We start from the raw sequence: 12,793 nt of genomic DNA, 5'->3' as shown, positions 1-12,793 counted from the left end.
CGACGCTTCCGCATCCTCAACATCGTCGACGACGTCACCAAGGAATGCCTGGGCGCCATTCCGGAGACGTCGATCTCGGGGCGGCGCGTGGCCCGCGAACTCACGGCAATCATCGAGCGACGCCGCAAGCCAGGAATGATCGTGTCCGACCATGGCACCGAGTTCACCTGCAACGCCATGCTGGCTTGGTGCAAGGACGCAGCCATCGATTGGCACTTCATCGCACCGGGAAAGCCCATGCAGAATGGCTTCGTCGAGAGTTTCAACGGCCGGATGCGCGATGAGCTACTCAACGAGACTCTGTTCTTCGATCTCGACGACGCCCGCACCAAGATCACCAAGTGGGTCGCCGACTACAATCACCAGCGTCCACACTCGTCGTTGAAATACCTGACCCCCGCGGCCTACGCCGCCCACCTCACCGGCAACGGACGATCGGCTGCGCAACCCCGACCAGCTCCGCCGATCGTCCGTTGCTCCACCCGCGCCACTTGGCGTACAAAACTCCGAGACTCTAACTGCCGCTGGATGAAAATTCAGTGGCAGGTCAGAATCTCGATAGTCGGCATCTGATTTCTGCGACAAACTTTCCGCGTTCGACAAAAGGCGACGTCCTGAGGATGTTTGGGCCGCCCGCGTCGGATCCTCTATCCACATTGAACGGGCCTCTCGGACAACGAACCCGTCGAAATACGCGGTAATGGCTGCGAAACGAGATAGGTCTGGTGCTGTTATCGAAGCCCGTGCCAGCACAATTCACGACGTCAAAATCAGTTCGTTTCCACCCTCAACAAGGCTCTTCAGCTCCTCGCCGGTTTGCCAAACAAGACAGTCGTCATCCACGATATCCTCTTCTATAAGCCGGAGGATCGATCCGCCGGGCTCATGATGCGTATATCCGTAGACAACGCCCTTTTCCACTAGCTGGCGCGCTACAAGCGCACATAAGAAGTCAGGAGCCCACATCGCGTAGGACACTCCGCGCGCTAATCCTGCCATGATCTTGGACATGCCCTGTCCCCTTAAGTCTCTGCGGACCCAACGATCTCCGAGGTAGGCCACTTTCCCAGTAATCTTCTTCGCACTCGGTGCTATACAAGTGCAACAATCCTGATGATGTGCATGGAGTGCCGGGTCGGCAAAAAACACTTTAAGAGATTGAAGGTGTTCTGCAAAATTACTGTGCGAAAGATCATACAGTCGGGCAGCCTCTAAAAGAGCGACATTGTCATTCTTGTCGACGCCGAGAATCCAAAACCCCTCGCCTGATTTGATTGGGGAACGGTCTGGCCGAAAATTTGGATATGTCCGCCCCTTTGTTGGAGTGGCTCGTGTGATCGCTACATACTCATCAAAATTGAAACCTATCGAAACCTTTATTCCCTTTCTGGCGGCCGCGGCGTCATATACCTGCATGAACCGTGAGACCTGCAATGGATTCGCTATACCTTTCATTGCCGCATCTTGTCCTTTCGTGATGAGCTGGCAGATCGATTGTACGGCGAGTTACTACCGGCGACAGCACAAATCATTGGTCGACAGGCTACCTGATCTGGTAAGAAAGATCGTACTCGATCGGCGAGAAGCAATGCCAAATCTACTAAAGTGCGCTCGAATTGATCAACATCGCTTCTGAATAGGGACTTCGAGGGAGGCTTGAGTTCGAGTATGTGGTTGTGCATGCCTAATTGCTACACAACGAAGCTCCATTTGCTCGAGGAATGGAGCAGTCGCTGACCGTCTCACCCTCTGACGAACGATTGCAGCCTTTCGGGCATCGACGCCCCTGAAACTTGAATAATTTGTTTTAGGCCCCAATCCGATCGTGACACACGTGCGCCTGGTGATTTTTCAATTTACTGACAACAGCTAACGTGTTGGACCGAAAAGCCGGTTTCAGTCCATTCCATCAGTTCAAACGCGCCCACCGGTCCTTTAGGAGGCTGAGATCCTATCTTGGCGTCATTCGCAACATCACCAGCAAAATGCAAGCTCGATTTAATCCATTTGAAATATCGATTTGATCCATGAGATCGCGCTAGACCACATGCTGACGTTGACGCGGCAGGTACGATCGCCCCCCCGCGGGGGCAAACATCTACTCGCTACAAGCGTCCGAAGTGGAATACATCGGCAAGTTCAGGGAACAAGTTTGGCAGCAAGGCTGTCGGCCGCCAGCATGGATGCCTATTGCTGGTGCGGGCAGTTCGTGCACGTGTGAAGGCCCCTACCTGGTGCCTTTATTACGGCGACAGGCATGCAACCGTCATCGCCGAAGTGAAGACGCTGACCGGCAACGCCGACGAGCGCGTTCTCCTCGGTCGTCCTTTCTTCTACAAAGGCTATTTCGGCCACGCACTCGCACCAGATGACAACGGAAGATGGATCGACCAGAGCCGCGAGTAACGCCGCAGATCAACTTCGAGCGGCGCCGGCGTTTCGCCGGAACCGCATCGGTTAACCAATCCGACCGGGTCCGTCGATTGCCGATAGTCTCCGAAACTATTCCAACTCGGGGCTCGCCTGGATGAAGAGCTGCTGCGCTTAGGCATTATAACGCCAGCCGCTTTTCCGTGTTTCGGCCAAGGATTCATCAAATATCTTAAGTCCTTGATCGAGTATCTCATGGTCGATCGTGAGTGCGGGCAAGAACTTCACGACCTGATCATCCGGTCCACATCGTTCGATCATTAATCCCTTCTCAAAAGCCTTGCGCGTTGTCGCCTCCGCGATTTCGGCCGTTTGGCAATCGAAGCCAAGTGCCATCCCTCGGCCTCGAACGGAGAAACCGTTTCCATGCTCGGACGCAATAATCTCCAGTCTGCTCCGCATGAGTTCTCCCGTACGGTGAACTCCTTGTGAAAACGTCTGGTCACGCCAGTAAATGTTTATGGCAGCGGTCGCAGACACAAGAGCAAGGTTATTGCTCCGAAACGTACCGGTGTGCTCTCCTGGTTGCCAAGCGTCCAGTTCCTCTTTAACCAACAGCATTGATAGCGGCAGACCATACCCGCTTAGTGATTTCGACATTACGACGATATCGGGCGACAATCCCGCGAATTCGAAACTGAAGAATTCGCCCGTCCGACCACAGCCCATCTGAATATCGTCAACTATGAAGAGGGCGCCCGTATCCTTTGCTACGGCCTGAATTGATCGCAACCATTCTTTACTGGCTACGTTTATTCCCCCTTCTCCCTGCACAGTTTCGACGAGAATTGCGGCTGGACAATCGACGCCACTGCTCTTGTCCAGCAGCATGTTGCGCAGATATTCAGCCGTATCAACGTCCGGCCCAAGATAACCATCATAGGGCATGAAGGTCGCTCCCGATAAAGAAACGCCGCTGCCAACGCGATAGAAATGATTAGCGCTCGCGGCAATCGCTCCCAGGCTCATGCCATGATATCCACGTGTGAAGGAGATGACGTTTTTACGTCCTGTGACTTTGCGTGAAAGCTTTAGAGCTGCCTCAATTGCATTAGCTCCGGTCGGCCCCGTGAATTGCAGCCGGTATTGCAGATCCCGCTCCTGAAGTATGATAGAGTCGAATGCCTTCAAGAATTCGAGCTTCGCCGTCGTGGCCATGTCAAGCCCGTGGACTACCGCATCCGAATCTAGATACTCGACAATGGCGGCTTTGATCTCGTGATTATTGTGGCCGTAGTTCAACGCTCCAGCACCGGAGAAGAAGTCGATGATCTTTCGACCGCATTCCGTCAACATAATGGAACCGCGCGCTCGACTGAAAATCGCCGGAAACACACGTGAATATATGCGAACGTTCGATTCTAGCGCTTCGAGAGCCCGAGTATCGCGTCCTTCGTCAGTTGCTCTCCTCATGGTGATCTTCTCCCCCAGTGGGTGGTAAGTAAACCGACAAGCCCCACTCTCGGATTGCGAAGCTGGACATTTCGATTGGAACGTGCGCGTTCGGCGGGACCGACCTTCGACGCATGCCGCTTAGCTTCTCGTACTTATCTTAGAACCGGAAAGAACGAACCTGCTAAAGCTTGTAGGCTCGACGAAACCACCTCCGCAAAGCTCGTTGCAGGGGTGCCAGAACTCGGCAGGCGAGCAATATAGCCGAGGCGCTGATCGGCGTTACCTCGCATGATGACGATAGCGGTCAGCGCCATCGCGAGCGCCACTTCAAGGGTGGTCATCGCTGGTTCGCAACACGATCAGCGTGACATATCTCGGTCTATCACGCGGGACAATCGCGTCATCACGACCTTTCTTGACCACCTGATTGCCAATGCAAACGAGCCGAAGTGGGCGCTCATCATCACCTTTAACGCGTTGATCGCAAGATCCCACAACCTAGGATCCCAGCCGTTACGCCCCGAGCCAAGCGCGCGCATCTCGTCACGCTCGGCTCCCGATCGAGCGCAGGGCTATCCTCAAGACTGGCAAGCGAACAGCGCCAGCCCCCGCCTCCCCGAAGGCGGGCGCGCAGCCCCCTTTTGAGACCGGCCGATGCAGTTGTATCCACGCACAGTCGCCAAGAGAGCATTGCCTTGCCGGACGGGTACTCGACGATTTCACCCGGTGTACGCTGCGGCAACGCGAGTCCATCATCGTCAACGGCGCGTCGCGGTTCGATGCCGCGTAGGCGGGAGATCCGAAACCGCACACACGACGTCAGCGCCAAGCTGTTAGCCCTTTGCACCCAAGCCGCTCCATAAGGTGGTTTTCTCCGAACTGGAAGATCTCGCGGCGAGATCGCGAGGAGTTGAAAGGCGGCTCGTCTTGCGGTGGGCCAAGAGACGGCGAGACGGAAGGCCCTTCAATTTCACCTGACTGCCGCCAAACCAGTCCAAATAGGTCCATGCGGCCGTCATAGCCTGTTGCACCAGGATTAGCAGGGGATCAAAATGAGCTGCGTCCTGGGCCGGTCCGTGATCACGGTCGGCGAAGAGAGTGTACTTGCGAGTGAGCAACATCCCCGACCATTGTTCATATTAGGCGGAAAGTTGCAGTCCACCACCAACGTGTCGGTTGTTTGGGTGCCGCGTCATTGAACTTACTGCTGCTGGCGACCTAGTTCACGTCGAGATCGTGCCGGATGAGGCGATTTCACCCGGCTCGGATGCTGGATCTCGGGTGTTCATCCGCAGGGACGATCCTTGGTTACAAGCGTTAGTACGTCCCGCACCACCTTGCCGCTTGATCGAATTGCGCCGTATGCTGGCGCAGTCTTGTAGCATTGGCTGTGCCGCCGAATTCATGGCCTCGAACTTTTTCCCCTGCGTACTGCCAAGATGCGCTGCTAATCAGCGGGCGCCAATTGGCCAGGCTCGGGAGGCACATCGGATTGGGCGGGAGCGGTGACTTTCAGTCTGACGAGACTCTCTTTGTTGTTGCGATCTCCCCTTCAGAAAGCATGGCTGTCCCGATAATGCCGTCCCTCGACAATTGCTCCATCTCGGCGTCGGAGAGGTCGAGAAGTCCTGATAGTATCTCTCGGTTATGTTGTCCAAGCGTAGGCGCCGCTATGCGGATTGGATAGGGATATGCCCCTTCACGAATCGGCAATGATAGCTGCGGATGACGGCCCATGAATGCGCGTTCGATTTCCTGCAGAGACGCGCGCGACCGGAGATGCTGATCGTTGAGCAGGTCAATTGGGAGACGGGCTACGCCGGCCGCAACCCTCGCAGCTTGTAACTTAGACATGGCGCAATCCGCATCACGAGTGAGCGTCCACGCTTCGATCCCTCTCTCGATGAGGTCTTCGATGCCGCGGCGAGCTTCCTCAGATTTGAGCGATGGGTCTGCAGCCCAATCTGATCGGCCAATAAGGATGGCAAGCCTTTGCCACATGTGTTCGTCCGTCGCGGCTATCACGATCCAGTTGTCGTCACCCGCACACCGGAAGCAACCATGCGGCACGAACTGCGGATGTCGACTGCCATACCTTTGCGGCGGAGTACCGCCGGTCGAGTGGACGGTGATCCATGGCGCAGCGAATGGCATCATGCATTCGACCTGGGCCAAGTCAATGAACTGTCCTTGGCCGGTGGTGCGGGCGTGAATGAGCGCGACCAGAACTGCTGCGCAGCCATTCAATCCGCCGACGGGATCCCCGAAGGCAATATGGCTCATCACAGGTGGCTCGCTGGGACTTCCGATCAAGGTCGGCACTCCCGAGCCCTGCTCGAGAGTCGAGCCGTAGGCGCGGCACTCGCGATGGGCGCTATCCGTGCCGAAGGCTGACATCGACATCATGACGAGCCGAGGATTGACTGCTTTGAGCGCTTCGTAGCCAAGCCCGAACTTCGAGAGCACATCGACGGAGTAGTTGTCGACGACAACATCGGCTCCGGCCACAAGCCGTTTGGCGAGATTGCAGCCCTGCGGCCGTGTCAGATCGAGTGTGATACCGCGCTTGTTGCGGTTCATGATGCAGAATCGAGCTCTCTTTTCGTACATCTGCGCAGCGATATAGGCGGCCGTACGATCAACGCCGCGCCACCAATCCGGATACTGAATGGCCTCAATCTTGATGACGTCTGCTCCGAGATCAGCCAGTGTGCGCGTGCACAATGGACCTGCCCAACCCATTGAGAAATCGATGACACGAATCCCCTGCAATGGCTGGCGGGTGGAATCAAAGCGGCTGGTCGACGCCGACGCAGTGTCTTTTCGCGCATTCTCGACCATCTGCCGCTCGCCCAAGGCCGGAACCTTTCCTCCCCGACGCGGCGGCGTCAACGTCAACCGCTGCACTGAGCCGACCGTTAGGCCTTTTTCTCCGCCAAGCAGAACGGGCACGATCGCGCCTCGCTCTTTCTTCTCCGTATCCTGGAGCAGATCGGAGATTTCGGGTACTGGCACGATCGGAATCCTTCGTTTTCGCCCCTCTTCGAACCACTCCTGTGCTGTCCGCGTTTTCAACTTCGGTAAAAACGCTTCTTCGATCTGTTCCAGTCGTTTCAGACAATTTTCCTTGGGTATCCAGACTGGCTCATCACGCAACTCGGGCAGTTCGAGCATGTCGCAGAATGCCCGCCATTGTGCCGGCGTTACCACCGTGACGCCGAGCCAGCCGCTTCGGGTTTCGTAAATGCCAAGCGGAGAGCCTGGCCAAAAGCGGTTTATGCCAATCCGGTGCATCACGTCGCCGTACGCGAACGCCTCTGACATGAGATATTCAGTAAGAGCGAGGCTCGATTCGAAAATGCTGAGCGACCACGACCGCCCTCCTCCGCGCTGCACTTGCGCAATCACCGAAGAAGCCGCGGCAATAAAGCCCCACAGGCCACCGAGGATGCCCGTTTGGAAATCCGGCGCGTGCATCGGCGGGCCCTCGACCGGTCCGACCAGCTTGATAAGACCGGCGAGCGCACGAACAGTTGAGTCGGTTGCGGTCAATCCTGCATAGACCCCACTTTGCCCGAACCAGCTCGCTTCGAGGCAAATCAGCCCGGAATGGAGCTGGCGGACCGCAGCAAGATCAATGGACGGGCAATCTGCGGCGTCCACGTCACGGCCATCGATCAGAATATCGCAATCCTCAATTAGTTCTGTCACTCGCGTGCTCGCGTGCGGAGCGGCGGGATCGATGATGATGCTTGACTTATTGAGGTTCAGAAATGCGAACCACGCGCTCTGGCCTGAGGGCGTTAGCGGCAGGCTCCGTCGAAGTGGGTCGCCTTTTGGTGGCTCGACTTTCTTAACATCGGCGCCGAAATCGGCGAACAATCGCGCGCAGTAGCTAGTTGCGGCCGAGCTCCCGATTTCGATTACCCGCAGATGCGACAAAACTCCCGTCGAGGCGTCCATTGTGATGCTCCGCAATATGATCTATCTCGCCATGCGAGACATGCCTATCTGCAACTGGCACGCGCTTGGATTGAGCCGAACATAGAACTGCGCGCCTATCTAGCGCTGCCGCTCTGGTAACTTGATCACCTAATTGGTGCCGGAGGACAGCGATTCGGCTGTGCTGTCGGCAGCTGCCCACAGGTCTATTGCCACCGGCTCTTTTCGGATCACGGCCGCTCCCCCTGCTCGCGGCAACCAGGCAGCATATTCCTCTGCGACTTCTTACCTCCAAACGATCGTCTGCGATGCCGCGGAAGAATTGAAAGCCATAAGGAGACGAAGTCTCAACGTGTTTCATTGCTACATTCGTGCTAGCCTGATGAGCTGTGTCATAGCCTGTGCGGCGAGCTATCAGGTGACTGTACACCATTGGCAGCGGATGGAGGCACTACCTACTCTGGTGAGGACTGGTGTGTTGGTTTCTGCGAAGCGTTGTGGGCCGTGTTGGAATTCAACTGCGACAGCGTCGATGAGCGATGACCGAGTCCATGGGCTCTTCTCGAGTGATGTGGTCGTGAGACCCTCCCTGTCCGACCACCACTAATTGCTCGCCGAGATGCCGGATCGTGGCAATCGATGCGCGAACGACGACGCGTGCGATCTTGACGTCTGACAGACCAACCATCAAAGATTCAAGCTGCCCAAGTCGCTTTTCGCCCCGCACCTCACCGAGCGGCCGCCGCGATCGCCATCAATCTCACTTTCCATTTCGATGCCGGAACCTTCCGGCTTGGGCGCGACCGGTCCAATATCGATCGTCCCGATTGCAGGATACGAATGGCGCCAACATAAGCGCACTCAAGATTAGCGACTTTCTCGTCGACGAAGGCTGCCGGCTGTTTTCTTCGTGCCAGGCTAGGTCGTCGACAACAGAGTTCCTATCATCGAGAAGACCCGCTGCTACGGTTGAGATAAGTATCCACGATTTCGTGTCTATTTGATTTGGTAGCTGCCCAAGCGAGCCAGCCGATGATTTAGTTCGTGTGGACGAGGGCCGATTGAGCTAAGTCCAGTTACCCTTGTGTGTCCAGCTCTCGTTTGGGCGGACACAGCTGAGTGGTCGGCCACCTATCCTTCAAATTGGAATGGAAATGAAATGCAACGGCCGATCGCCCTCACCGATGAGTGGTTGTCTGAGTGAACACTTTCGAAGCACCGTTCGCGCGTCCGAGAGAGGGCATATTCAGATGCAGCTTAGATGGCTAGTCTCATGACCGTTCGTGGAGATCCCACCACCGGACGTACCACTACTTCTTGGAGCAACGGTCTGCCCGCCAGCCGTTCGCAGGTAGTTGACTTTGTGGGGTGCTCATACTTGGGCCTCGACAATCATCCGGCGATCATTGCCGGTGCGATCGAGGCAATTGAGGTGCATCGGTCGCTACAATGGTCGCACGCTCGAACGCGACTGAAGTTCGATCCTCTGGGAGAACTTGAAGACATTCTCTCTGGGATTTTTTGCGCGCGCGTCCTCGCTTTTTCTAGTTGCATGCTAGCCAATCTGGGCGCGATGCCCATTCTTGCCTCGGGTCAACTGACCGGCGGCAGCAAGCCGCTCGTCGTGTTCGATCAGTCTGCACAAATCTCGCTCCCTTATCACAAGCCGGTGCTAGCTGCTGAAACGCGGGTGGAAACGATCGGCCACAACGATATCGAGGCTCTCGAAGGCCTGTGCCGCGACAATTCGGTGGTCGTCTATATATGCGATGGTGTTTACTCGGCGGGAGGTTATTCGCCGATCAAGGAGCTACGTCAGCTCCAGGAGCGTTATGGACTCTTCCTTTATATCGACGATTCGCACGGTATATCGATCTTCGGGGATCGTGGTGAAGGATTTGCTCGACCTCAATTTCCGCACGTGCTCGGTGAGCGAACGATCATATCGGCCTCGCTTTCTAAGGGGTTCGGCGCATCGGGCGGAGTATTAATGCTTGGCGCGGCTGAACACGAGGAGCTGTTTCGACGCCACTCGCTTCCCTATGCCGCTTCGATGGCTCCCAATTTGGCGGCGATTGGTGCGGCGATTGCGTCGTGCAAAATTCATCGCTCGGCAGAACTCGGCCAGCGGCAGCGGCGATTGAAGCAACGCATTGACCTCTTTGACCGTCGTGTCGCAACAGCCGAGCAAGGCAATTCATTTCCGATTAGAACGATCGCCATCGGATCGGAGACCAATGCGATTGCAATCGCAAAAGGGATTCTTGACGGCGGCTTCTATACGTCAGTGGCGGTCTCCCCACCTCCTGGAATGGCGAGAATTCGGGTGTGCATTACAGCGGGGCATGAGGTCCGTGACATAGAGCGGCTGTGCGACGGCATTTTGCAAAAGATAACTGAAACAACGGGAAAGCCCTATCCGCTGAGGTGAAGATTAAGGGGATAATTTTATGCAACTGGCCGTAAGACCAAGGTGCTGCTGTCAGCTGACGCAGAGGCGAAGGCTAAACGTTTACAAAAGCCTCGAACAATTGCGCGGGCCGGGCGTCAAGCTGATCCCTCTTCAGCCATTTGCGTTCAATGCGGGTGACGACAAGCAACTCATCGGCCGCGGCGGGATTGCCAAGGTGGCCGAAGCCGACCGCAATCAGTGGTTGGCCGCAAAGACAGGCACTGGCGCTTGTGCAGGCCATCGGCTCCCGATAGGCGCGTGCGTCAGCAGTACGACCTTTCGTTTGGAACGGAGTAATCCGAAATGCCTCTTATTCAAATCAGGTACAATCCCAGCGTAATTCCTATTGAGGCTACTGGTGCGTTGAGAAAGACTCTCCCGGCCGTTGCAGCCAAAGCGCTCACTTGCGCTGAGAACATTAAGTGTTCGCCGGAACAGATCATGTTGGAGTTCGCGCGCATGAATGCTCTCGACTTTAATTGCAAAGACATCAATATCCGCGTGTGGGCGCACGACTATCCCAGCAGGCGCGATATTCTCGATTTGGCTCGAGAGCACATTGCAAAAGAGGTCTTGAAGCATATTCCTACCGGGGTGAGCTGGTATGTATGGGTGCTTCCTGTGGCGAGCTCGTATGGATCTGATGCTGAACAGTTGTTTTTTTCATCTTGCCAGCCAAGTTGTGGCGATCAAGAATCGATATAAGAAATTAATTCGCGGGTGGCCGTCAGGTCGCTCCACGCTGTTCATAGCGGACCGTTCTGCCTGGAGTGCACCTCGGCAAGAAGATCGACCACTAAAGCCAATTACCCGTCCGTTTACTCCGTAAATGGCGGGGTGGCGGCATAAGAAGGGGAGCGCATGGCCGGACTTTATTACGAAGATTTCCAGGTCGGGCAGGAATTCCTGCACGCCCTCAGCCGGACTGTCACCGAGATGGACAACACGATGTTCAGCCTTTTGACGATGAACCCGCAGCCGCTACATATCGACGCTCATTTCGCGGCCTCGACAGAATTCGGACAACGGATTTTCAACAGCCTCTATACGCTCGGAATCATGATCGGGATGACTGTCTATGATACGACGCTGGGCACAACGGTGGCCAATCTCGGCATGACCGATGTCATCTTCCCCAAGCCAGTCTTTCACGGGGATACGCTACGTGCTACCACGAAGGTCCTTTCGAGGCGGGAATCGAAATCGCGCTGGAAAGCAGGAATCGTGGAATTCGAACATCAAGCGCTCAATCAGCTCGACGAGGTTGTGGCTGGATGTCGCCGGTCCGCGCTGATGCATAAGAGGTTGGCCTGATCCCTCCGCAACTGTCGATTGCGCATTCCAGGAACTCACCCACGTTCGCCAAGCGTGAGACGGTTGATTAGCCGTGCCGATATCGCGGGAGCTCGAAACTAGCAACAAGCAGGCGATTCTGGTCCTGGTACCGTGTTCGGTTGATGCTGATCCCGACCAATCGTCATTGCTCACGACCTGCGAGTTCGCCCGTTTGTCCGCCGGAAGGACTTAGATGCGGCGATGTCGTGGCCGAGCAGGTCTTTGAGAAGAGCGCAAGCCGTTGAGCGAGCATAGTTTTCATCTCCCGCGCTGTCGGCCAGAACGTCCGCATAGTCTCGCCTGCCCGACTGCTGCGTGTGATCCCGAGCACGCCTCACTCGCTACGCAATTCGGCGCCATGCCTATGGCAACAGCGAAAGTGGCGCTGGTCTCGAAAGACGGCCTCGACAACGTTGGCTGCGCACCAGCCCTCAATGATCGTGGCGCATGGTGGTTCGAACGTCCTTCGTTTCCGGGGGCGTGATGGTGGCAGACCATCTCGACTTCCAAGATCGTGTGTGGCAACCCTCACCAATCATATCACCTCGCTCGGGACGAGCGCTCGACAACACGTGCCAGTTCGTCTAGTTCGCGAGCGGCAGTATTCACCGCAAGCTGACCGTGACCTGCCACTGAGCATTTCCTCCAGAAAGAGTTAGAGTCCGGCCCGAAGAAGGACGGACAGATGAAGCGAGCACGGTTCACGGAAGAGCAGATTATTGCGGTGCTGAAGGAGCATGAGGCCGGGGCGAAGACGGCCGAGCTGGCTCGCAAGCACGGGATCTCCGAGGCGACAATCTACAATTGGAAGGCCAAATTCGGCGGCATGGACGTTTCCGAGGCGAAGCGGTTGAGGGCCCTGGAGGAGGAGAACGGGAAGCTGAAGAAGCTTCTGGCCGAGCAGATGCTCGATGCAGCCGCACTTCGCGAGCTCCTTTCAAAAAAATGGTAGGGCCCGCCGCCAAGCGCGCTGCTGTCGCGCATCTGCAGGCCGTTATGAGCCTGTCGGAACGGCGGGCCTGCTCGATCGTGGGTTCGGATCGGAAGATGATCCGCTATCGCTCCAGCCGCCCACCGGACGCAGTTCTGCGTAGCCGATTGCGCGATCTCGCCAACGAGCGGCGGCGTTTCGGATATCGCCGCCTGTTCGTCCTGCTGCGGCGGGAGGGCGAGCCATCGGGGATCAACCGGATCTACCGGCTTTATCGCGAGGAAGGGCTCACCGTCCGCAAGCGGCGG

The 12,793-nt window shown here is 56.4% G+C and carries 8 protein-coding genes and 2 pseudogenes; 6 read left to right on the top strand and 4 right to left on the bottom strand.

The features are described from left to right. A pseudogene (locus A5906_RS31725) lies at positions 1-532 on the top strand (integrase core domain-containing protein); the annotation flags it as partial. A gap of 224 nt (positions 533-756) precedes the next feature. Here the strand turns inward: A5906_RS31725 and A5906_RS41975 are convergent. Beyond that, entirely contained in the window at positions 757-1,455 is a 699-nt protein-coding gene (locus A5906_RS41975; RefSeq protein ID WP_136615632.1) for a hypothetical protein, read from the bottom strand. Positions 1,456-2,190: 735 nt separating this feature from the next. Between A5906_RS41975 and A5906_RS31715 the strand changes: the two genes are divergently transcribed. Next, a complete protein-coding gene (locus A5906_RS31715) occupies positions 2,191-2,406 on the top strand; it encodes a hypothetical protein (RefSeq protein ID WP_145680404.1) in 216 nt (71 codons plus the stop codon). A 138-nt stretch (positions 2,407-2,544) separates the two neighbouring features. Here the strand turns inward: A5906_RS31715 and ectB are convergent, their stop codons facing one another. The 3 genes from ectB to A5906_RS31695 all read right to left on the bottom strand — a co-directional run bounded on the left by ectB (position 2,545) and on the right by A5906_RS31695 (position 7,788). Further along, positions 2,545-3,843, bottom strand: coding sequence for a diaminobutyrate--2-oxoglutarate transaminase (gene ectB / locus A5906_RS31710; RefSeq protein WP_080139102.1), 1,299 nt, complete (start codon positions 3,841-3,843; stop codon positions 2,545-2,547). Positions 3,844-3,977: 134 nt separating this feature from the next. Continuing rightward, a complete protein-coding gene (locus A5906_RS41970; RefSeq protein ID WP_136615631.1) occupies positions 3,978-4,166 on the bottom strand; it encodes a hypothetical protein in 189 nt (62 codons plus the stop codon). Between the two features lie 1,171 nt (positions 4,167-5,337). After that, positions 5,338-7,788 (bottom strand): CaiB/BaiF CoA transferase family protein, encoded by a 2,451-nt coding sequence (locus A5906_RS31695; protein ID WP_080139099.1) that lies wholly within the window; start codon positions 7,786-7,788, stop codon positions 5,338-5,340. A gap of 1,240 nt (positions 7,789-9,028) precedes the next feature. Here A5906_RS31695 and A5906_RS31690 point away from each other — a divergent pair. From A5906_RS31690 to A5906_RS31680, 4 genes and pseudogenes are all read left to right on the top strand, one after another. Further along, a complete protein-coding gene (locus A5906_RS31690) occupies positions 9,029-10,198 on the top strand; it encodes an aminotransferase class I/II-fold pyridoxal phosphate-dependent enzyme (protein WP_136615630.1) in 1,170 nt (389 codons plus the stop codon). Positions 10,199-10,678: 480 nt separating this feature from the next. Continuing rightward, positions 10,679-10,924, top strand: a complete 246-nt coding sequence (locus A5906_RS41960) for a hypothetical protein (RefSeq protein WP_136615628.1) — start codon at positions 10,679-10,681, stop codon at positions 10,922-10,924. 156 nt (positions 10,925-11,080) lie between these two features. After that, a complete protein-coding gene (locus A5906_RS31685) occupies positions 11,081-11,533 on the top strand; it encodes a MaoC family dehydratase (protein WP_080139098.1) in 453 nt (150 codons plus the stop codon). Between the two features lie 706 nt (positions 11,534-12,239). Further along, positions 12,240-12,793: pseudogene (locus tag A5906_RS31680) on the top strand (transposase); the annotation flags it as partial.

Source organism: Bradyrhizobium sacchari (assembly GCF_002068095.1).
GTDB lineage: Bacteria > Pseudomonadota > Alphaproteobacteria > Rhizobiales > Xanthobacteraceae > Bradyrhizobium > Bradyrhizobium sacchari.
The sequence above is the reverse complement of the archived record's forward strand: the minus strand, read 5'-3'. Positions and strand labels throughout refer to the sequence as shown.

Coding starts and splice junctions, on each gene's coding strand:
- ectB (WP_080139102.1), bottom strand. CDS start 3,843: ATGAGGAGAGCAACTGACGAAGGACGCGATACTCGGGCTCTCGAAGCG.
- A5906_RS41960 (WP_136615628.1), top strand. CDS start 10,679: ATGAATGCTCTCGACTTTAATTGCAAAGACATCAATATCCGCGTGTGG.
- A5906_RS41975 (WP_136615632.1), bottom strand. CDS start 1,455: ATGAAAGGTATAGCGAATCCATTGCAGGTCTCACGGTTCATGCAGGTA.
- A5906_RS31685 (WP_080139098.1), top strand. CDS start 11,081: ATGGCCGGACTTTATTACGAAGATTTCCAGGTCGGGCAGGAATTCCTG.
- A5906_RS31690 (WP_136615630.1), top strand. CDS start 9,029: ATGGCTAGTCTCATGACCGTTCGTGGAGATCCCACCACCGGACGTACC.
- A5906_RS31695 (WP_080139099.1), bottom strand. CDS start 7,788: ATGGACGCCTCGACGGGAGTTTTGTCGCATCTGCGGGTAATCGAAATC.
- A5906_RS41970 (WP_136615631.1), bottom strand. CDS start 4,166: ATGACCACCCTTGAAGTGGCGCTCGCGATGGCGCTGACCGCTATCGTC.